This window comes from Streptomyces sp. NPDC031111 (genome assembly GCF_055570675.1).
In genome coordinates this window covers 250,168-270,238 of sequence record NZ_JBVIGS010000004.1, presented here as the reverse complement: position 1 = coordinate 270,238, position 20,071 = coordinate 250,168, and the positions used below count along the sequence as shown (strand labels likewise).

The 20,071-nt window shown below is 72.3% G+C and carries 16 protein-coding genes; 7 read left to right on the top strand and 9 right to left on the bottom strand.

The annotated features are described in order from the left end of the window. Positions 1-49: 49 nt before the first annotated feature. Complete coding sequence (locus ACZ470_RS11560; protein WP_468426672.1) at positions 50-1,339, bottom strand: tachylectin-related carbohydrate-binding protein; 1,290 nt, start codon at positions 1,337-1,339, stop codon at positions 50-52. Between the two features lie 230 nt (positions 1,340-1,569). Further along, positions 1,570-2,385 (bottom strand): DUF1963 domain-containing protein, encoded by an 816-nt coding sequence (locus ACZ470_RS11555; RefSeq protein ID WP_468426671.1) that lies wholly within the window; start codon positions 2,383-2,385, stop codon positions 1,570-1,572. Positions 2,386-2,488: 103 nt separating this feature from the next. On the opposite strand from ACZ470_RS11555, the gene ACZ470_RS11550 reads away from it, so the two are divergent. Next, entirely contained in the window at positions 2,489-3,358 is an 870-nt protein-coding gene (locus tag ACZ470_RS11550) for an SCO4651 family lipoprotein (protein ID WP_468426670.1), read from the top strand. Between the two features lie 5 nt (positions 3,359-3,363). On the opposite strand, the gene ACZ470_RS11545 is transcribed toward ACZ470_RS11550, so the two are convergent. Next, complete coding sequence (locus tag ACZ470_RS11545) at positions 3,364-3,996, bottom strand: VOC family protein (RefSeq protein ID WP_468426669.1); 633 nt, start codon at positions 3,994-3,996, stop codon at positions 3,364-3,366. A gap of 195 nt (positions 3,997-4,191) precedes the next feature. On the opposite strand from ACZ470_RS11545, the gene ACZ470_RS11540 reads away from it, so the two are divergent. Further along, positions 4,192-5,061: a hypothetical protein gene (locus tag ACZ470_RS11540; protein ID WP_468426668.1), complete on the top strand. Its 870-nt coding sequence runs from the start codon at positions 4,192-4,194 to the stop codon at positions 5,059-5,061. 19 nt (positions 5,062-5,080) lie between these two features. Here ACZ470_RS11540 and ACZ470_RS11535 read toward each other — a convergent pair whose 3' ends face one another. Beyond that, positions 5,081-5,506: a hypothetical protein gene (locus tag ACZ470_RS11535; RefSeq protein WP_468426667.1), complete on the bottom strand. Its 426-nt coding sequence runs from the start codon at positions 5,504-5,506 to the stop codon at positions 5,081-5,083. A 170-nt stretch (positions 5,507-5,676) separates the two neighbouring features. Between ACZ470_RS11535 and ACZ470_RS11530 the strand changes: the two genes are divergently transcribed. Further along, positions 5,677-6,579, top strand: a complete 903-nt coding sequence (locus tag ACZ470_RS11530) for an alpha/beta fold hydrolase (protein ID WP_468426898.1) — start codon at positions 5,677-5,679, stop codon at positions 6,577-6,579. A gap of 69 nt (positions 6,580-6,648) precedes the next feature. Here ACZ470_RS11530 and ACZ470_RS11525 read toward each other — a convergent pair whose 3' ends face one another. Together ACZ470_RS11525 and ACZ470_RS11520 are read right to left on the bottom strand one after the other, a co-directional pair. Further along, positions 6,649-7,848 (bottom strand): NAD(P)/FAD-dependent oxidoreductase, encoded by a 1,200-nt coding sequence (locus ACZ470_RS11525; protein WP_468426666.1) that lies wholly within the window; start codon positions 7,846-7,848, stop codon positions 6,649-6,651. Positions 7,849-7,972: 124 nt separating this feature from the next. Then, positions 7,973-8,917, bottom strand: coding sequence for an RNA polymerase sigma-70 factor (locus ACZ470_RS11520; protein ID WP_468426665.1), 945 nt, complete (start codon positions 8,915-8,917; stop codon positions 7,973-7,975). A gap of 309 nt (positions 8,918-9,226) precedes the next feature. Here ACZ470_RS11520 and ACZ470_RS11515 point away from each other — a divergent pair, with 309 nt between their 5' ends. The 3 genes from ACZ470_RS11515 to ACZ470_RS11505 all read left to right on the top strand — a co-directional run bounded on the left by ACZ470_RS11515 (position 9,227) and on the right by ACZ470_RS11505 (position 15,121). Further along, on the top strand, positions 9,227-10,318 hold the full coding sequence (locus ACZ470_RS11515; protein ID WP_468426664.1) for an acyltransferase family protein: 1,092 nt from the start codon (positions 9,227-9,229) through the stop codon (positions 10,316-10,318). A 164-nt stretch (positions 10,319-10,482) separates the two neighbouring features. Next, positions 10,483-12,801 carry an esterase-like activity of phytase family protein gene (locus ACZ470_RS11510; protein ID WP_468426663.1) on the top strand — a complete coding sequence of 773 codons (2,319 nt, stop codon included), beginning with the start codon at positions 10,483-10,485 and terminating at the stop codon, positions 12,799-12,801. Between the two features lie 745 nt (positions 12,802-13,546). Continuing rightward, positions 13,547-15,121, top strand: coding sequence for a CBM35 domain-containing protein (locus ACZ470_RS11505; protein WP_468426662.1), 1,575 nt, complete (start codon positions 13,547-13,549; stop codon positions 15,119-15,121). Positions 15,122-15,173: 52 nt separating this feature from the next. Here ACZ470_RS11505 and ACZ470_RS11500 read toward each other — a convergent pair whose 3' ends face one another. Then, a complete protein-coding gene (locus ACZ470_RS11500) occupies positions 15,174-16,325 on the bottom strand; it encodes a sugar ABC transporter substrate-binding protein (RefSeq protein ID WP_468426661.1) in 1,152 nt (383 codons plus the stop codon). A 231-nt stretch (positions 16,326-16,556) separates the two neighbouring features. Between ACZ470_RS11500 and ACZ470_RS11495 the strand changes: the two genes are divergently transcribed. Further along, positions 16,557-17,396 carry an SCO2400 family protein gene (locus tag ACZ470_RS11495; RefSeq protein ID WP_468426660.1) on the top strand — a complete coding sequence of 280 codons (840 nt, stop codon included), beginning with the start codon at positions 16,557-16,559 and terminating at the stop codon, positions 17,394-17,396. Positions 17,397-17,399: 3 nt separating this feature from the next. On the opposite strand, the gene bla is transcribed toward ACZ470_RS11495, so the two are convergent. Further along, complete coding sequence (bla, locus tag ACZ470_RS11490) at positions 17,400-18,323, bottom strand: class A beta-lactamase (RefSeq protein WP_468426659.1); 924 nt, start codon at positions 18,321-18,323, stop codon at positions 17,400-17,402. A 28-nt stretch (positions 18,324-18,351) separates the two neighbouring features. Next, entirely contained in the window at positions 18,352-19,971 is a 1,620-nt protein-coding gene (locus ACZ470_RS11485; protein WP_468426658.1) for a penicillin-binding transpeptidase domain-containing protein, read from the bottom strand. Between the last annotated feature and the right edge of the window lie 100 nt (positions 19,972-20,071).

Sequence of the window (20,071 nt, the reverse complement as noted above, 5' to 3'; positions counted from 1 at the left end):
CACGAGAGGGCCCCGCCTCCTCCGGCGGGGCCCTCTGGGGCGTCGTGCGTCAGGCGATCTTGTCGTAGCGCAGGGCGACGTAGGACGAGGCGGCGTGGCTGTCGATGGTGCCGCTGTAGACGTTCGCGGACCGGTAGTTCATGTCCGACTCCGGGCTGCTCAGGGAGTAGTAGTAGAAGGTGCCCGCGTCCTGGTCCTTCCAGCCCGCGAAGAGGACCGCGTGCCCCTGGCTGCTGGAGTTCAGCGCGTCACCGGGCCTGAGGTCGGCCTTGGAGATCTGGCTGCTCGCCTGGGAGAGGCTCTGCGTCGTCAGCGAGGAGGTGAGGTGCCACGCCATGGAGACGAAACCGGAGCAGTCGGTGCGGTAGGAGTCGTCGCCCTCGATGTCGGTCGCGTCGGCGCTCTGGCTGTACTGGATGTTGCGGTTGTACCAGTCCTTGGCGCGGGTCATGACCTCGCTGCGGTAAATCGTGCCGCCCTGCACGGACTTCGGCGGGGTCGGCGGCACGTAGGCGCAGTTGTCCGCGTAGGCCGACAGGAGGGTCTGCGTCCAGCCGGAGGCGTCCACCGGGTCGTTCGGGTGGTACGCGATGTCGCTGCCGTCCCCGTCGGTCGGGTCGGCGTCGTGGTACCAGTACAGGCCGCCGTTGGTACGGCCGTAGTAGAGGCCCCCGCCGGGGGAGGACAGCGAGTCGACCGCCGACCAGCCACTCGACTTCAGCACCGCGCGGTCCCAGTCGCCCACGCCGTTGATCTTGTAGCTGAGCAGCCGTCCGTCCGAGGTGGAGGCGATGATGCGGTCGTCGCCCGCGGCGGCGAGCGTCTTGAGGACGAAGCCCGTGTCGATCACGACGTGCCGGCCTATGTGGGCGGACCCGGAGGGCTTGTCCTGCGACACCAGGTACTGGTGGAGCTGCCCGTCGACCGTGCCGTAGAGGTGGCCGGCGCCGTCGTAGACCATCTTGTCGAAGGTCCAGCCGCCGTCCCAGATCTTGACGATCCCGGCGAGCCCGAGGGACGTGTTGTTGGTCTGGACGTCGACGCGGTAGAGGTCCCCGCTGGTCGATGTGACCAGCACCGTGTTGAAGTTGAGCGTGGCCATCGCCTTCGGCGTGAAGCCGAGGTCCGGGCCGATGAGCGTCTTCACGCGGTCGCCGGTGTTCGGTTCGATCGCCGTGTACGTCAGTCTGCCGTCCGACAGCGTGCCGTAGACCGACACATTGCCGGTGCACGAGGCGACGGCCTGCGCGGCCCCGCCGGCGACGGTGACCAGGCCCAGGGACATCGCCCCGACGGCCAGGACTGCGGACGTACGGCGCACGGCATTGCTCAGCTTCATGGCTTCTCCTGCGGCACGGAAGTCGAGTGGGCGAACGCGCGTCCCCGGCCCTCACAGACGCCTCGCGGTGCGGCTGTGAGGGTGGTGTACGGGGGTGGCGTCCGGCGGCAGGGACTACTTTCGCCGCGGGTCAGGGGGGCCGGAAGAGAGAAGCGGTGGCCGCAAGGGTCCCTGGCCGGTTGTGTCCTGAGGGGCGTACGACCGGGGCGGCGCCGGTGCGGGACGGGCTGTCAGTGGCAGTCGAAGCGCCAGTCCCACGGGTGGCCGGGGCACTGGCGGCAGTGGAAGAAGTAGACGCCGCCGCAGTCGCCCAGCTGGATGTCGCCGGTGATGGTCAGAAGGTGCTCCATGCGGTGTCCGCGGGCGCAGTCCGGCCAGTCGGCGGGCTGCGTCCAGGCGGGCCAGCCGCCGACCTTCGTCGCGATGACGTTGGAGTCCGACGGCCACCGGGAGCCGCCCGACGGCAGCCGGAAACGAGGCTCCCAGGTCTCCCACATGTCCTTGGGCAGATCGAGCCACCTCGGCCAGTCCCGCTCGGTGGACGGGGACAGCGTGGACGGCTCCGGCATGTTGTCCTCGTCGTACTCCCCCTCGCCCGCCTCGGGGATCTCGGACAGCGCGCCCCCGGCCACGACCTCCGCCTCCTCGCGCCAGTACAGGCGCGGCATCACCGGCCCCGGATCCTGCTCGTGGATCAGCGCGCACCACACGACTTGCAGCAGGTCCTTCCCCTCCGGGAACTCCAGTCCCGGCACGTCCCGCGCGAACAGCTGGAGGATCGGCACCATCGGCACCGCGCCGGGGACGATCTCGTTCCGGTTGTTCCAGTCGGGCCCGAAGGTCCAGTGGTCCTCCTGCGCGCAGTACGGCCACGGCTCGTCCGCGGGCCACAGCAGCGGGCCGCCCAGCGAGCTCTCCCGCGCGCCGGGGTCGCCGGGCTCCGGGTTGAGGAGGGTGGTGTCCCGGACCAGGCCCGCGTACTCCGGTATCAGCGTGCGCAGGTCCTGCGCGGGCGGCTCGGGTGTCTCGGGTGTCTCTCCGGGCATCGTGGCTCCTCAAGGCGGCGGACGTGGACGGGCGTTGCGGGCACGGTAGTCGGGTACGCTCGCGGCCTCGGCAGGGGGGCTGCCACCTGGGTTGGGGGGAAGAGTGGGCGTTCCACGTCGTTCCGTTCCGCGCGCGGTCACGATCGCCGCGTACGCCGTCGTGCTGCTGGCCGGGGGTGCGGTCGCCTGTGGCGCCGGAAGTGGCTCCGGTGGCGAGGGTCCGTCCGACGTGACACCCGCGGCGGCCGTGGCGGAGGCGGCGGAGAACTCCGCGGACATCACGTCGCTCCGCTACCGGGTCACCGGGACCGTGCCGGAGAAGGGCCGTCTGGAGGCCGAGGCATCCATGAGGACGGAACCGCCGGCCATGAGCATGAAGATGACCACGGCCGATCAGGGCGGTGCGGGTGGCGAGCTGAAGGTCCGGTTCGTCGACGGGGCGATGTACGTCGGCGGGAGCGCGGTCGCCACCGGGAAACCGGCGGGCAGGAGCTGGTTCGGAGCCGATCCCGCCGCATGGGGAGGCATCTCCGTGGACAACAACTCCTACGGCGTACTGCCCCCTCAGCTCGAGGGAAGCCCGGTCGTGCAGTCCACGCTGCTCACCGGGTCCAAGAACGTGCGGAGGATCGGGAGCGAGACGGTCGACGGGGACAGGACGACGCACTACAAGGGAACGGTCGACCTGAATGGACTGCGCGCCGCCGGTGACTCCGCCCCGGACGGGGCGGCGCGGGAGCAGCGGACCGAGGCCCTCGATCAGTTCATGGGGCTCCGCGTCTCGGACACGCTCACCATGGACCTGTGGCTCGACGGCGACGACCGCGCCAAGCAGTTCCGTGTGCGGGGCGGCACCAGTGGCGGGCCGCTCGACCTGACCGTCACCTTCCTGGACGTCAACCGTCCCGTGACCGTCGAGGCCCCGGCGGCCGAGGACACCGCCAGGCTCCCGGACGACGCCCAGGCGGGCTGAGCGGGTCAGCCGGAGACGGTCAGCGGGGCGGTCGGCTCCCAGGTGAAGCCGTCCGGGTCGGTGAACGGGCGGGTGGCGCCGGAGAGTACGAGGCGGTGCGAGCCGGTGCCGTCGGCGGGGACACCCGCGACCTTGGCGAGGGCGCGGCGCTTGTACAGGGAGAGCTTGACGGTGCCCGGTCCGGTGGCGAACTCGACGTACTTGCCGCCGAAGCTCTTGCCCACGGTGAGGCCCTGCTCGACGTAGAACTGCTTGCTCGCCTTCACGTCCTCCACGCCCAGCAGCAGCACCAGTTCGTCGACGTCCCGTGTGACGGGTCGGGTGTCCTTCTTCGCCGAGGTCGCGAGCTGCCAGACCGTGCCGTCCGGGGCCTGGACGACTCCGCCGTAGCCCCACAGCGACTTCGCGGCGGGCTTGAGGACGGTGGCGCCGGCGTCGCGGGCGGCGGAGAGGAGCGCGTCGACGTTGCCCGGCTGGGACACCACCAGGGACAGCGTGAAGCCGCGGAAGCCGGTCGTCGGGGCCTCGGAAGCGCGGACCCGTACCCGTGACGGGTCCAGTCCGAAGGCGGCGGAGTAGAAGTGCGCGGCGGCCCTGGGGTCGGCCACCTCCAGGGTGACGGAGTCGATGGAGTCCATGGCTTCGACGGTACGGGCGGCCGGGGCACCGGCGCTTCTCGAAAACTGACCGTGCTGCCGGGGCGGCGGTCGAGGCGGTCGAGGCGGTCGATCTTCACCGTTTGCCTACGAGACCGGCGCCCGAGCCAAAAGATGCGCGGGCGTGCATATGGCAGACTCGCGGGCCGACAACACGCCGTTTCGGGGGAGACACGCATGTATCCAGGGCAGCCGCAGGGTCCCTATCCGCAGCAGGGGCAGTATCCGCCGCAGGGGCAGCACCCTCAGCAGCCGTACCAGCCCCATCCGCCGCAGCAGGGCAACTGGCCCCCGCAGCAGCCGCCCCACCCGGGGCAGTACCAGCAGCCGGTGCCGCCGCAGCGGGTCGGTGACGCGCAGATGGTGATCGATCCCGGGCTCAACGTGAATCAGCGCGAGCTGGTCATCAGGATCCAGCGGACCAGCAAGATGTTCGCCGTCGGATACGTGGTGGGCTTCCCGCTCGCCTTCGGCGGACTCCATTACGGCTTCACCGAACAGCCCACCGGATTCATCGCCGCGCTCATCGGTCTCGCGCTGTCGGCCGTCGGTGTCGTCTCGTTCCAGAAGATGGTCGCGCTGCGCCGCCAGTTGCGGCAGATCACGCCGGACGCCTGGCGGTCCCCCGCCGCGCATCTGCCCAGCGCGCGCAAGGCCGCCACGCTGGCCGCCTACCTCAACGGGCTGCTCGCCCTGCTGTCCCTGGGTGCGGTCGGCTGGCTTCTCCACATGGGCGCCGGAGAAGGCGCGTTCGGCAATTCCTTCGGCTTCGGCTTCCTGCTGCTCGGCGCGTCCATCCCGGGCGCCCTCGGGGTGGCGGCGGCGAGCACGATCCCGCAGCTGCTCCGGGGGATCCCGGCCGGTGCCAAGGTGGGCCGCGCCCTGTACTCCGTGATCATGGCGGTCGGTGCGCTGATCCTGGGCAACGGCATCAAGGACGCCGACCCGATGCCCATCGCCGTCGGGGGCACGGTCACCGCGATCTGTCTGGGCGCCATGACCCTGCTGGGCCGGGCCGCCAAGCGGATGCGCGGCGAGATGCCGTGACCCGGTGCCCCGAGTTCCTTCAGGAGGGGATCCAGGAGGGCCACTGGGGCGGGACGTTGCTCGCGGGGCAGAGGCCGGAGTCGCCGGGATAGCCGTCGAGTGTCCCGCGGGTCGCGAAGAGCCACCAGGCCGGCGCCACCGTCGCGGCGATCACCAGCAGCGTCGGCAGCGCGGCGCGTACCGCTGTCGGCGCGTGCGGCGCCAGGCGTCGGCCGACGGCGAGGGCCACGAGTCCGACGACCGTTCCGGCCATCACCACCAGCGGGAGCAGGGCGTTGAGTTCGAAGCGTCCGCCGGCGTCGTAACCGGCGTCGCAGTACGCGCGGGCCCAGACGGTCAGTGCCCAGGCGGCACAGCCCGTCGCCGCTCCGAACAGTGCGGAGGCCGCCCAGGGGAGACAGGAGCCGGTCCCCGGTTCCTGTGTGTTCACGTCATGCCAGGACATCCGGCCATTCTGCGCGGTGTCCGTCCCTCCCGTGAGCTACACGCAGGTGTCCACCACGGGGTGACGATTCCGGGACGCGGCGTTCATAGGGTCCAGTCGTGGTCGCCGGGCAGCCGGTTCCGGCCCGGGGCGACCGACTGTTCCCTCCCCTCACCTCCCTGGAGCGTCTCGTGATCCGCACCATCAAGGCGGCGGCCGTGGCCGCGCTGTGCTGCACCGTGGCCGGCGCAGGGCTCGTCGCCTGCGAGGAGACCGTCGGCACGGATTCCCGGCCGAAGCCCACCGCGACCGCCGAGAAGGGCGCGGAAGACCTGGTCTCCGGCACCGGGAAGATCCGAGTCGACGGGCACTCGGTCAACGTCTCCTGCTCCGGCGAGGCGGCGGACGGCGGGCCCGTCGTCGTCCTGATGCCCGGAGGAGGGGACGGGCTGGACACAATGGCCGGCCTCCAGAAGACCCTGAGCGGGAAGCACCGGGTCTGCTCCTACGACCGGCTCGGTGAGGGCGAGAGCGACAAGCCCGACGGTCCCCAGCAGGTCACCGACGCCGGCAGGCTCCTCACCGCGGTGCTCGACCGGGTCGCCGGTGACGGTCCGGTGGTCCTGGCCGGCCATTCCCTGGGCGGGTGGATCGCCGCCCGCTACGCACCCGACCACCAGGACCGGGTGAAGGGCCTGGTGTTGCTGGACGCCACCATTCCGAAGCTGTCGGCCGACATCTCGAAGGTGATTCCCGAGTCGGCCACCGGCCCCGCGGCCCAACTGCGCGAGCAGGCGCTCGCGGTGAACGCGGGACAGAACCCGGAGAACCTGGTCATCGCCGACGGGGAGGTCCGCTCCGCCGGGAACATCCCCGTGGAGATCATCAAGCACGAGACCCAGTACGCCTCGGTGCCCGAGTACGGCCCCGCGCTGGAGCGGATGTGGTCCGAGGGCCAGCGCCAGTGGCTCGCGCTCTCCGAGCGGAGCACGCTGCGTACGGCCGAGGGGAGCGACCACTACGTCCACGTCGCCCGGCCCGACCTCGCCGTCCAGGCCGTTCAGCGCGTCACCGCACGGGCCGCCGGCCACTAGGGGGTGCCCGCCGAGTCGCGCCTGCCCCGGGCGCCCGTGTCGTCCTGGGCGCCCGGGGCCGTGGGGGGATCAGGCCGCGGCCCTGAGCGGAGCCTCCTGGGTGGACGGCTCCTGGAGTGCGGGGCGGCGGCGGGTCGGGATGCCGAGGGTCGGGTTGGCCACGCCCCAGACCGCTCCCTTGCAGACCAGCTCCTTGTAGACGGCGGCGGCGCGTCCGGTCAGGGCCGCCCGCACGGCGCGGTCGTCGGCGGTGACGTACTGGATCAGGCCCTCCTTGCGGCCCAGCGAGATGCACTGGTTGAAGTAGCGCAGCGGGGCGTTCGGGAGCTTGCCGCCGGTCAGGCGTGCCGCGATGGAGTCGGCGGCCTGCCAGGCGGTGGGGGTGCCCGAGGCGCAGGACATCCGCAGCGGCTTGTCGCCGGGGCCCATCACCATGGCCGCGTCGCCGATGGCGTACACGTCCGGGTGGGAGACCGAGCGCATGGTGCCGTCGACCACGATCTGGCCCGTGCCGGTGGTCTCCAGGGTGGTCGCCCGCGCGATCGGGTGGACGGCGAAGCCGGTGGTCCACAGGGTGACCTCGGCGGGGAGGACGCGGCCGTCGGCGGTGGTGACGCGGTCGGCCCCGACGGCGGTGACGGACGCCTGCTCGTGGACGGTGATGCCGAGCTTGTCGAAGACCTTCCGCAGGTGCCGGCGGCCCTTGGGGGAGAGCCAGTCGCCGAGCTCGCCGCGGGCGGCGAGGGACACGTCGAGGTCCGGGCGGGCCTCGGCGATCTCCGTCGCCGCCTCCAGTCCGGTGAGGCCGCCGCCGACCACGACCACGGACCGGCCGGCGTCCAGCTCGGCCAGGCGCTCGCGGAGGCGCAGGGCGCCGGGGCGGCCGGCGATCTGGTGGGCGTGTTCGGCGGCGCCGGGGACGTCCTGGGGGTTCCAGCCACTGCCGAGGGCGTAGACGAGGGTGTCGTACGCCAGTTCGTCGGTTCCGCCGCTGTCGTCGGTGACGGTGACGGTCCTACGGTCGGCGTCCACGCCCGTCACCTTCGCCAGCCTCAGCTCCACGCCGGTGCCCGCGAACATCTCGCTGAAGGGGCGGGGCCTGAGCTCCTGGCCGACGGCGAGCTGGTGCATCCGGACGCGCTCGACGAAGTCGGGCTCGGCGTTGACGAGGGTGATGGCGACGTCTTCGCGGCGCAGCCGCTTGGCCAGTCGGCCGGCGGCGATGGCTCCGGTGTATCCGGCTCCGAGGACGATGATGCGGTGCTGCATTTCCCTGCTCCTGTCGTCGGCTCTTCGGCGGGTTTCGCCCCCTGAACCGGGCAGCCCGCCGTTCCCTGACAGCAGTCGGGTGTGATGCGCGTCACATGCTCGTCATGCGTGCGTCACGTGAGCCTCAGAAGGCGATGAGCAGGGGTTCTCCGTGGTCGGCGCCCGCCCAGTGGCGGGTCGCGCGTTCGAGCTTGTCGGGGTTCACCTGGCTGCGGATCGCGGTGATGCCCTCGGGGGTGACCGCGAAGCACATGACACCGACGACCCGGCCGTCGACGACCGCCACGAGGGCGGGGTCGCCGTTGGCGGTGGTGGCGAAGACGCCGGGTGAACCGCCCACGAGGTCGCGCTTGGCCTTGGCCGGCTTGAACAGGCCCCGCATGAACGTCGCGACCGCGTGCGCGCCCTCGAACGCCCTGGCCCGGGCCGGCACCTTGCCGCCGCCGTCGCCGACCGCGACGGCGTCCTCGGTGAGCAGCCGTACGAGCGGCTCGGTCCGGCCGCTGGTGGCGGCCGTGAGGAACTCGTCCACGATCCGCCGGGCGGCGGCCTCGTCGATCTCGGCGCGGGCCTTGCCGTCCGCGACGTGCTTCTTGGCGCGGTGGAGGATCTGCTGGCTGGCGGCCTCGGTGAGGTCGAGGATCGCGGCGATCTCCCGGTGCGGGTAGTCGAAGGCCTCCCGCAGCACGTACACCGCCCGCTCGTTGGGCGTCAGACGCTCCAGCAGGACGAGGACCGCGTACGAGACCGACTCGCGCTGTTCGGCGGTGTCGGCGGGGCCGAGCATCCGGTCGCCGGCGAGCAGCGGCTCGGGGAGCCACTGACCGACGTAGGTCTCGCGCCGGGCGCGGGCCGAGGTGAGCTGGTTGAGGCAGAGGTTGGTGAGCACCTTCGTCAGCCATGCCTCGGGGACCTCGACGCGCCCGACGTCGGCGCCCTGCCAGCGCAGGAACGTCTCCTGCACGGCGTCCTCGGCCTCACTCGCGGAGCCCAGAAGGCGGTAGGCGATGGCCTCCAGGCGCGGCCTGGAGGCCTCGAACACGTCCACGTCCTTCATGCTCAGGGCCATGCCCGGATCGTAGCCCGGCCCGGGCGCGGGGAGCGCGGGCGGCGGACCATGGGGGCTGGGGGCGGCGGTCCACCTGGGCCGATCCGGTGGGACGCGAACGCGGAAGGAATGCCTCCGGGGTTTTTGGACAGGCGCTCCGAGTTACTCCCATGTAGTCGGCAGCGGGGAGCGATCTCGTTCATGGCGCAGGAAGCGGGCCCGGCGACAGCAGAAGATTCCGATCCGACGACGACGGCGGCGGGGCCTCGCGGACGCGCCAGACCCTCGGTCAGCAGAGGAGGGACGGGAAGGCGGGGCTTTCCGTCCGCCGTGGAGCGCGGTGGCCGGGTGGGCGGCCTGGACGGGCTGCGGACGGTGGCGGTCGCGCTGGTGCTCGCCTACCACGTGGCACCGGATCTGCTGCCGGGCGGTTCGGTCGCCGTGGACGTCTTCTTCACCATCAGCGGTTTCGTCATCACCCGGCTGCTGCTCGCCGAGTACGCCCGCACCGGCGGCGTCGCCCTGCTCCCCTTCTACCGGCGGCGCTGGCTCCGGCTCGTTCCCGCGCTGCTGGCGCTGTGCGCGGTGTGCGCGATTCTGGCGGCGACCACCACCCTGTGGGGGTTCGACGGCTCACTGCGGGCGGCGGGGCTGTCGGCGCTGTTCCTGGTGAACGTCGTACGGGCCGCCGAGTCCGGGCCGTACGGGGACATGATGGGGCCGCTCGCGCACACCTGGTCCCTGGGGGTGGAGGAGCAGTTCTACCTGCTCTGGCCGCTGCTGCTGCTGGCGCTGCTGCGGTACACCCGCGCCCGGACGGTGCTCCTCTGCACGGCGGCCCTGTGCGCCCTGCCCGTGCTGTGGCGCTGCGCCCTGTGGAATCCCGACGCGGCCCACCGCATCTACAACGGCACCGACACCCGCGCCGACCAGCTGCTGGCCGGTGCCCTCGTCGCCGTGGCGCTGGCCCGGCTGCGCGCGGACGATCCCCGGCTGGCGGTGCTGCGCACCTGGGCGGGCCGGCTCGCCTGGCCCGCGCTGGGAGTGCTGGCGCTGGTGGCCTGGCGGATGCCGGTGACCGCCGACGCCGGTCTCCCGACGGCCGCCTGGTACACCGTCGGGTTCCTGTTCGTCGCGGTGCTCTCCGCGACCCTGGTCGCGGCGCTCGAACTGCGCCCCGACGCCCGGCTGTCCCGGCTGCTCTCACTGACGCCGCTGACCTGGGTGGGCCGCAACCTGAGCTACGGCATCTACCTGTGGCACTACCCCGTCGTACGGCTGCTGGCCTCCCTCGGCATGACGGACGGGCTGCTGCCGGCCACGGTGCTGTTGACCGGCGTGATGGCCCTGCTGTCGTACTACCTCGTCGAAGCGCCGTTTCTGCGCCGGGCCCGGCGCGGGCCCGTTCCCGTCCGGGGCTGAGCGGCCGTACCTCCGTTGTCCCGCACCGGTGTTGCCGTTACCGAGCGGAACGCCGGAGCGCCGACGAAGTACGCGATCTTCGCGTGCTGTTCACCCGGGCGACCGTCGGCACTGGTCCCCGGGTGCGACGATCCGGCTCCGCAGTGGATCACACCGGAGGAACGATGCTCCCCAAGAGAACCCACGCCGCGCTCGCGGCCCTGGCCGTGACCGCGGGCGCCCTGGCGGGCGCGGGCGTGGCGCACGCGGGTCACGGGAAGGGCGCGGATCACGACCGGCACCGGCCGGTGGCGTTCGAACGCACCGCGACCTACCCGGTCTTCCAGAACCGTCCGGCGGGTGAGGACGCCGCCTCCGAGACCGTCGCCGAGATCTCCGCGACCAGCGAGGACGGCCGCACGCTCGTGTACACGGACGCCGCCGCCAAGCGGATCGGCTTCCTCGACATCAGCTCCCCCGGCCGCCCCAAGGGCCTGGGCACGCTGTCCCTGGCCTCGCTGGGCAACGCCGAGGACGAGCCGACCTCCGTCACCGTCGTCGGGCCGTACGTGCTGGTCGTGGTGAACACCAGCGCCTCCTACACCGAGCCCTCCGGCCGCCTCGACGTCATCTCGCTGCGCACCCGCACCCGGGTGGCCAGCCACGACCTCGGCGGGCAGCCCGACTCGATCGCGCTGAGCAAGGACAAGCGGTACGCCGCCATCGCCATCGAGAACGAGCGCGACGAGGAGGCCACCCCGGAGGGCGGCGAGGAGGGCGACCTGCCGCAGGCGCCCGCCGGGTCCGTGCGGATCGTCGACCTGAAGGGGTCCTCGCCCGCGAAGTGGGAGTTCCGCGAGGTCCCGCTGACCCGGGCCGACGGGTCCGCGCTGCCCGTGCTGACCGCCGCCGGGATCGCCGCACCCACCGACCCGGAGCCGGAGTACGTCTCCGTCAACGGCCGCGGACAGCTCGCCGTGACCCTCCAGGAGAACAACGGCGTCGTCCTCGTCGACCTGCCCACCGGGCGGATCACCAAGGCGTTCGGCGCGGGAACCGCGTCCATCGACGGGATCGACACCGTCGAGGACGACGTGATCGACCAGACCGGCTCGATCACCGACGTGCCGCGCGAGCCGGACGCGGTCGGCTGGATCGACGACCGCTACCTGGCCACCGCCAACGAGGGCGACTGGAAGGGCGGCACCCGCGGCTGGAGCGTCTTCGACAGCCGCACCGGGAAGGTGGTCTGGGACGCGGGCAACACCTTCGAGCACATCGCCGCCCGTCACGGCCTGCTCGACGACGGCCGCTCCGAGAACAAGGGCACCGAGCCGGAGGGCCTGGCGATCGCCACGTACGACGGCGTGCGGTACGCCTTCGTCGGCTCCGAGCGCGGCAACTTCGTCGCGGTCTACGACCTCAGCAGGCCCACCCGGCCGGTGTTCAAGCAGGTGCTGCCGACCACCAACGGCCCCGAGGGCCTGCTGCCGATCCCGTCGCGCGGCCTGCTCGCCGTCTCCAGTGAGGTGGACGACGCCGAGGCCGGTGTGCGCGCCTCGGTGAGCCTCTTCCGCCTGGGCAAGGGCACACCCGGCCAGCCGTCGCTCGTCTCCGCCGACTCCGCGGGCACGCCGATCGGCTGGGGCGCGCTCGGTGCCCTGTCGGCGGTTCCGGGCCGGTCCGACGAGCTGTACACGGTGACGGACGCCGCGTACGCCACCACCCGCATCCTCACGATCGACGCGGGCCACCGGCCGGCCGTCATCACGCGGGAGCTGACCGTCAAGGGTGCCGACGGGAAGCCGGCCGGCTATGACGCCGAGGGGATCTTCGCCCGGCCGCAGGGCGGGTTCTGGCTGGCCGTGGAGGGCAAGACGGGTGCCGGGAACCAGCTGGTCCGCCTGGACCGCTCCGGGGCCACCCAGCAGGTCGTCCCGCTGCCGTCGGACGTCGCGGCGAACCTCGGTTCGCAGGGCTTCGAGGGTGTCACCGCCACGACCGACGCCCGCGGTCACGAGATCGTCTGGGCCACGCTCCAGCGCGAGGCGAAGTCGGACCCGGCGGGTGTCGTCCGGCTCGGCCGCTACGACGTGCGGGCCGGGACCTGGAGCTGGTACGGGTACCGGCTCGGCAGCACCAGCGCGGCGGGTGACTGGATCGGCCTGTCCGAGATCACGGTGGTCGGCGACAAGCTCGCCGTCATCGAGCGCGACAAGCTGAACGGGCCGGCCGCGGCGGTCAAGCGGATCTACACGGTCGATCTGCCGAAGTCCGCCGCGCCTGCGGGCACGCTGCCCGTCCTGCCGAAGCGGCTCGCCCACGACGTGCTGCCCGACCTGCGGGCCACGAAGGGCTGGACCCAGGAGAAGCTCGAGGGCCTCACCGTGGCGGGCAACGGCCGCGTGTACGCCGTCACCGACAACGACGGCCTGAACGACTCCAGCGGCGAGACGGTCTTCCTGGACCTCGGCAGCAGCCGCCGGTTGTTCGGCCGCGACTGACCCGCTCGGGCGCGGGCCGGGGCGGCGTCGAACTCACCCCGGCCTGCGAAGCCCACGGTGGGTGGGCGGGTGGGTGGGCCGGGCCCCCCTGTCCCACCTACTGGCCTGACGCCCACGGTGGGTGGGTGGGTGGGCCGGGCCCCCTGTCCCACCTACTGGCCTGACGCCCACGGTGGGTGGGTGGGTCGGGGCCGCGCCGGGGGTGTCCGTCCTCGGACTGGCGCGGATCACGTTTCTTGGAGGGGCTGAGGGCGCGGACGCGCCAGCCACTGCGGGCGGCCACCCCCGCCCCGTCCCCTCCCCGCCGTCGGCGGCAATCCGCCGCCGGGGGGCACGGCCCCTGCGTCCCACCCTCCGCGGTCAGCGGCACGCCGTGCCCGCCGCCGTCAGCCGCCTGCGCCCATCCGCGGGCAGCCGCCCCGCCGCATCCGCGGGCAGTCGTGCCGCTGGGGCGGCACGGGTGGGCGCGACGGCACCCCGAAAGCGCCGGGCCGCGCGACCCACCCCCGGCCCGCCCCCACGCGGGGCGCCTGCACGGCACCGGCCACGCGAACACCCCGGGCCCACACCCACGCGGAGCACCCCGCCGAACACCGGGCACGTTCATGTGTATGAACCAGATTCAGCGTCAAGGCTCTTGACGCGTCCACGGCAGCCCTCTACGTTCCCAGAAAGCGCTTTCCCCGTTCACGGACTCGAACAAGAGCAACTCGTCCGATCGGCCGACCGAATCTGGAGACGAACGATGCACTTGAGACCCGCCCTCGCCTGCGCCGGCCTGCTGACCGGCACACTCGTCGCGTTGTCCGCCAACCCCGCGCAGGCCGCGTCCGTGCGGTACGAGGCCGAGGGATCCTCGGCGGTCTGCACCGGCACCATCGACTCCGACTGGTCGGGCTTCTCCGGCAGCGGTTTCTGCAACGGCACCAACGGCACCAGCGGTTACGTCCAGTTCACCGTGAACGCCCCCGCCGCCGGCACGGCGACGGTCCAGGTCCGGTTCGCCAACGGCAGCGGCAGCGCCCGCGCCGCGAACGTCGTGGTGAACGGGAGCACCGTCACGTCCGCCTCCTTCGAGGCCACCGGCACCTGGGAGGGATGGACGACGAAGACGCTCACCGTGCCGGTGCGGTCGGGCAGCAACACCGTACGGTTCAGCCCGACTTCGTCCGCCGGACTGCCCAACATCGACTACATCGACGTCGAGACCAGCGGCGACACCACCACGCCGCCGCCCACCGGTGCCACCCTCTACGTCGCACCGGGCGGCAGCGCCGGCGCGTCCGGTACGCAGTCCGACCCGACGACGCTCACCTCCGCGATCGACCGCATCACCCCCGGCGGCACCATCTACCTGCGCGGCGGCACGTACAACCACTCCCAGACCGTCACCATCCCCGCGGGCAACAACGGCACCGCGGGCGACCGTACCGAGCTCGCCGCCTACCCGGGCGAGACGCCCGTACTGAACTTCTCGGCGCAGAGCGAGAGTTCGTCCAACCGCGGGCTCGCCGTGAACGGGTCGTACTGGCACGTCAAGGGAGTCGTCGTCGAACGCGCCGGGGACAACGGCATCTTCGTCGGCGGCAGCAACAACGTCTTCGAGCGCACCGTGACCCGCTACAACCGCGACACGGGGCTCCAGCTCTCGCGGATGACCTCCGACACGCCCCGCGACCAGTGGCCGTCCAACAACCTCATCCTGAGCGCGGAGTCCCACGACAACGCCGACTCCGATGGAGAGGACGCCGACGGCTTCGCCGCCAAGCTCACCTCCGGCCCGGGGAACGTCTTCCGGTACGCCGTGGCCCACAACAACATCGACGACGGCTGGGACCTCTACACCAAGTCGGACACCGGCCCGATCGGCGCGGTGACCATCGAGGACTCCCTCGCCTACGAGAACGGCACCCTCAGCAACGGCGGCCAGGCCGGCAACGGCGACCGCAACGGCTACAAGCTCGGCGGCGAGGACATCGAGGTCGACCACGTCATCCGGCGCAGCATCGCCTACGACAACGGCAAGCACGGGTTCACCTACAACCGGAACCCGGGCACGATGACCGTCTCGGACAACGTCAGCATCGACAACGCCGAGCGCAACTTCTCCTTCGACGCGGGCACTTCGGTCTTCCGGAACAACACCTCGTGCCGCAGCGACGACGGGTCCAACGACAAGACCGTGGGCAACGCGGACAGTTCGAACCAGTTCTGGACCGGCTCCAACGGCTCCCGGTGCGGCGCCTACTCCGGCGCCCTGAGCTGGTCCTTCGCCTCGGACGGCCGCCTGGTCGTCCGCTTCGGCGGCAACCTCGCGTAGGGACGCACGAGCGAGTGGCCGGCCCCCGGGTCCTCCGGGGGCCGGCCGTTTCCTACGGGGTCAGGCCGATCTCCGCGCAGTCCGCCGCGTACGACCCGGCGCAGATGTCCTCGACGGTGTAGACGCCGTCCTGGATCACCGTGTCCTCGATGTTCTCCTTCGTGAGCGCGACCACCGGGACCAGCATCGCCGGGATGTCCTTCCGCGTCCGGCTGTCGATCACGTCACGGGCCAGCGCGTCGAACTGGATGTCCCGGTCCTGCACCTTGGCCACCGCCATGTCCGCGGCCCCCGTCGCCTCCAGCAGGAACGACTTGTAGACCGTCATGTACTGCCGGCCCGAGACGATCCGCCGCACCGCCGCCAGATCCGCGTCCTGCCCGGTCACCGGCGGGAGGTCGGTGACGCCCGCGTCCTCCAGCACCTCGATGACGGCGCCGGCCATGCCGTCGTTCGCCGAGTAGACGGCCGCGATGTCGCCGACGCCGACCTCCTTCATCGCCTTGCGCATGTTCGCCGCGGCGACCTCGGGCAGCCACTTCGTGGTGTCGTACGACTTGGCGATGTCCACGTTGCCGTCGAGTTCGCCGAGCGCGCCCCGCCGGAACAGCGCCGTGTTCGGGTCGGTGGGCGCGCCGTTCATCATGACGACCTTGCTGGTCTCGGCGTTCTCACCGAGCGCGGTCACGATGGCGCGGCCCTGCACCTGGCCGACGAGTTCGTTGTCGTGGGAGACGTACGCGTCGATCGGGCCCTCGGCGAGACGGTCGTACGCGATGACGGGTATGCCCGCCGCCTTCGCCCTCTCCACGTCCGGCGCGACGGCCTCGGAGTCCACCGCGTCCACCACGATCACGTCGACACGGTCGGCGACCAGCTTCCGGAACTGCTCGCTCTGCTTCTTCTGGCTGCCCTCGGCGTTGGCGTAGACGACCTGGCCCTGCTTGTTGGTGAGGGAGGAGATCCGCTCCTTGATGAGGGGGTGGTCGAACTTCTCGAAGCGCGCCGTGGACCGGTCGGGCAGCAGCAGGCCCACGGTGATGTCGTAGCTCTTGCGCGGCGACGCGGACTCGTCGTCGCCGCCGCCGACCGCGTCGACGACGCCGCACGCGGTGAGCGACAGCGCCGAGAGGGCGGCGGTCAGGAGCAGGGCGGAGCGCCGTACGACGGCGGCGCGGGTGTGGGGGGTGGTACGGGGGTTCACTGTGGTGCCTTCCGAGCAGGTGCGGCATGCGACCAAGCGACTGTGTCCGTTGTGCGGTGGTGCGACATGCATGCTCACGGCCTTCTCGCGCGGTGGGCAGAGAATGTGCGCAGGAGAGGCACACGGGCTGCACACAGTGGGTCGCGGGCCTCGTTAGCGTGGCTGTTCCCTGCTCCGGACCGGTCGCCCGGCGGGCGTCGGCGTCGGTACGCCAACTCAGGAAGACAGCGGATGGACTACTGCTCCACGTGTCGCCGGCATCTGAACGGCGCCCTGGTCTGCCCCGGCTGCGGTGCCTACGCCCCCGACATCGCGCCCAGCGTCATCGGCGGTCGCACCGTTCCCGGTCCGGCGTCCTCGGAGGAAGCCCGCCCGGTCGGCACTCCCCCGGCCGCCGCTCCCGACGACGTGCCCCACACCGTGGCCGCGGGCACGGGCCGGGCGGCACGGCGGCGGCAGCTGGCCCGCTGGAAGAAGACGCAGCGGCGCGCCCTGGTCGCGACGGCCGTGGCCCTCGTCGGCGGCGGGCTGACCCTCGCCTCGATGGACCGGAGCGGCGGAGACCGCGCCCAGGCCGCCACCGCGCCCGACCTCCGGGGCATGGGCGGCGGGAAGGCCCCGGCGGACCAGTACGGCGACCTGGACGTCCCCACGCCGTCCCCCGAGCGTACGGAGCGGTCGGGGAAGGGCGAAGACGAACGCGAGCGGACGGACGAGGCCACGACCGCCCCGGCCCGCACCCACACCGACAGCGCCGCGTCCCCGCGCACGGTGGCGCCGTCGCAGCCACGGACGGCCGTCCCGGACACCGGCGCCCGCGCGGAAGCGGACGTGGACACCGGTGCGGGATCCGCCTCCGGCTCCGTCTCGGGCTCCGCGTCCGGCTCCGATTCCCGGGACGACGGTTCCGATACGGCCACCCGGCCGACCACCCCGCCCCCGGCCGACGACAGCGATGACGGAAACGGTGGGGACAGCGGTGGCGGCACGGAACAGGGCACCCCGTCCGCTCCCTCGACGACCTCCCCGGACTCCTCCCGGCTCTGCCTCCTCGTGATCTGTCTCGGCTGAGCCTCAGCCGAGCGCCGTGAGGGTGCGCCGGGTGGCCTCGGCGATCAGGGCGTCACTGGGTTCGGCCTCGCGGTCCCGGCGCTCGGTCAGGACGGCGATCACCAGGGGGGCGTCGCGGGGCGGCCAGAGCACGGCGACGTCGTTGGCCCGGCCCCAGTCTCCGGTGCCGGTCTTGTCGCCCACCTTCCAGTCGCGGGGGACGCCCGCCCGGATGCGCAGGTCGCCGGTGGTGTTGCGGACCAGCCAGTCCGTCAGCAGGGCGCGCTCGGCGGCCGGCAGGGCGTCGCCGAGGACCAGGGCGCGGTAGTCGGCGGCGACGGCCCGGGGGGTCGTGGTGTCCCGCGGGTCTCCCGGCGGGTTGCTGTTCAGCTCGGGTTCGTAGTGGTCGAGGCGGCTCACCGAGTCGCCGAGTCCGCGCAGGTGGGCGGTGAGGGCGCGCGGGCCGCCGAGGTCGCGCAGCAGCAGGTTGGCGGCGGTGTTGTCGCTGTACCGGACGGCCGCGTCGCAGAGTTGGCGGAGGGTCATGCCGGTGTCGACGTGCTTCTCGGTGACGGGGGAGTAGTCGACCAGGTCGGCCCGGGTGTAGGTGACGCGGCGGTCCAGGCCCGAGAGCGGGTCGCGGTCCAGGACGGCGGACGCGGCGAGCGTCTTGAAGGTGGAGCAGAACGCGAAGCGTTCGTCGGCGCGGTGGACGACGGTGGCGCCGGTCCCGGTCGCGAGGGCGTACACCCCGAGGCGTGCGCCGTACTCGCGTTCGAGGTCGGTGAGGCTCCGGGGGTCCACCGGCGCGGGGGTGGTGGCGCGGCGGGGCGGCGTCGGTGCGGGGTTCCCGCCGCTGTCGCGCTCCGGGGTGTCGGTGGCGCATCCCGCCAAGGGGGCGAGGGCGGCGGCCAGCAGTAACGCGCGGCGGGAGGGGTGTGCGGTCACGGTGGGAGGCTTCCTTCCAGGGGGGCGGTCAGGATTCGGGTACGGCGGACAGCAGGGAGCGGATCACCGGTCCCGCCGAGCCACCGCCGGTGACGCCCTCCTCGACGACGCAGGCCACGGCGACATTGCCCCGGTGGGCGACCAGCCAGCCGTTGTTGTCCTGTTCGTCGGAGACCTCGGCGGTGCCGGTCTTGGCGCCGATCTCGCCGGGCAGGTCGGCCAGGACGCGCGCGGTGCCCTCGGTGACGGTCGCCCGCATGAGGGCGCGCAGCTGGGTGACGACCTCCGGCGGCAGCGGGGTCGTGGTGGTCTCGTCCTCGGTGCCGTCGACGAGGGAGGGCTGGTGGAAGGTGCCGGACACCGCCGTCGCGGTGACCGACGCCATGATCAGCGGGTTGGCCTGGACCCGGCCCTGCCCGATCATCGACGCGGCCTTCTCCGTCGCGTCGCGCGGCACCGGCACGGAGCCGTCGTACGAGGGGACGCCCACGTGCCAGGTCTGGCCGACGCCGAAGTACTTCTTCGCGACGTCCCCGAGCTCGCCCTCGCCGAGCTTGCCGCGCAGGCTGATGAAGGCGGTGTTGCAGGACTCGGTGAAGTCCTTGCGGAAGGTGGCGCCCGGGTGTTCGGAGGTCTCCACGTTCTGGAACCGCTTGCCGACCGTGAGGTACTTGGGGCAGTCCACGACGTCGTCGGGGGCGACCGCGCCCTTCAGCAGCAGGGCGCCGCTGGTGACGATCTTCCAGGTGGATCCGGGCGCGTAGGTGCCGGAGACGGCGCGGTTGAAGCCGGAGGCGGGCGAGTTGGCGACGGCCAGGATCTCGCCGTCGTCGATGCGCAGGGCGACGAGCGCGGCGTTCTTGCCGTCGGCCTCGGCGAGGGCGCGTTCGGCGGCCGACTGCCAGGTGGCGTCGAGGGTGGTGCGGACGGGGCCGTCGTTCTTGGTGGTGTTCCCGCCGCCGAAGGACGCCTCCGTGCGCTCCACCTCCCCGGTGGCCCGGTCGACGAGGTGCACCGCGCCGCGCGGTCCGCCGTCCTCCCCGCCGGCGGCGAGCTGCGCCAGGACGGGGGCGAGGGACGGGTGGGTGGCGCCCGACAGGGTGGCGCCGTTGCGGTCGGTCGCCTCGACCGGCTCGGTCTCCTCGCGTTCCAGGCGGAACTTCTCGGTGTCGCTGAGCCTCGGGTGGACCAGGGAGAGCTTCCAGTCCACCTTCCAGGCGCCGTCGTCCTGCTTCCGCAGGGGGAGTTGTGAGGTGTAGGTCCAGGTGCCGAGGCCCGTGACGGGCATCTTCGCGGTGAAGGGCACGGTGAGGGTGGCGTCGCCGGTCTCCTCCGGCCGGTCGGCCGTGAGCTTCGGCTTCTCGATGTCGAGCCCGGTGGTGAAACTGCCCAGCACCTGTTCGGCGCGTTCGGGACTGGTCGTACGGGCGGCGGCGGCCGGGTAACGGCCGGCGGACCAGTCGGCGAGGAACGCGCGGGCCTCGGCCACCGCCTCCGGGTCGGGGCCGGACTCCTTCTCGAAGGGGCCGAATCCGGCGGCGTAGGCCCCGCCCGTGGCGACCGCGGCCACCACGGCCACGGCGGTGAGGGATCTGGTCGTTCTGCGCGGGCGACGGCGGCCGGAACGGGTGTCGGGATAGGTGTTCATGCCCCGACCACAGCAGCGGAGAGGGCGGTCCGTCCAAGTCCGCTATCAATCATGAATTGATTAACGCTCGATATGATTACTGGTTGTGGACCTGGTGCGG

Excerpts from the sequence above, each read along its gene's own strand:
- ACZ470_RS11560 (WP_468426672.1), bottom strand. The coding sequence starts at position 1,339 with ATGAAGCTGAGCAATGCCGTGCGCCGTACGTCCGCAGTCCTGGCCGTC.
- ACZ470_RS11535 (WP_468426667.1), bottom strand. The coding sequence starts at position 5,506 with ATGTCCTGGCATGACGTGAACACACAGGAACCGGGGACCGGCTCCTGT.
- ACZ470_RS11520 (WP_468426665.1), bottom strand. The coding sequence starts at position 8,917 with ATGGCCCTGAGCATGAAGGACGTGGACGTGTTCGAGGCCTCCAGGCCG.
- ACZ470_RS11525 (WP_468426666.1), bottom strand. The coding sequence starts at position 7,848 with ATGCAGCACCGCATCATCGTCCTCGGAGCCGGATACACCGGAGCCATC.
- ACZ470_RS11510 (WP_468426663.1), top strand. The coding sequence starts at position 10,483 with ATGCTCCCCAAGAGAACCCACGCCGCGCTCGCGGCCCTGGCCGTGACC.
- ACZ470_RS11505 (WP_468426662.1), top strand. The coding sequence starts at position 13,547 with ATGCACTTGAGACCCGCCCTCGCCTGCGCCGGCCTGCTGACCGGCACA.
- ACZ470_RS11485 (WP_468426658.1), bottom strand. The coding sequence starts at position 19,971 with ATGAACACCTATCCCGACACCCGTTCCGGCCGCCGTCGCCCGCGCAGA.
- ACZ470_RS11555 (WP_468426671.1), bottom strand. The coding sequence starts at position 2,385 with ATGCCCGGAGAGACACCCGAGACACCCGAGCCGCCCGCGCAGGACCTG.
- ACZ470_RS11495 (WP_468426660.1), top strand. The coding sequence starts at position 16,557 with ATGGACTACTGCTCCACGTGTCGCCGGCATCTGAACGGCGCCCTGGTC.
- ACZ470_RS11545 (WP_468426669.1), bottom strand. The coding sequence starts at position 3,996 with ATGGACTCCATCGACTCCGTCACCCTGGAGGTGGCCGACCCCAGGGCC.
- ACZ470_RS11540 (WP_468426668.1), top strand. The coding sequence starts at position 4,192 with ATGTATCCAGGGCAGCCGCAGGGTCCCTATCCGCAGCAGGGGCAGTAT.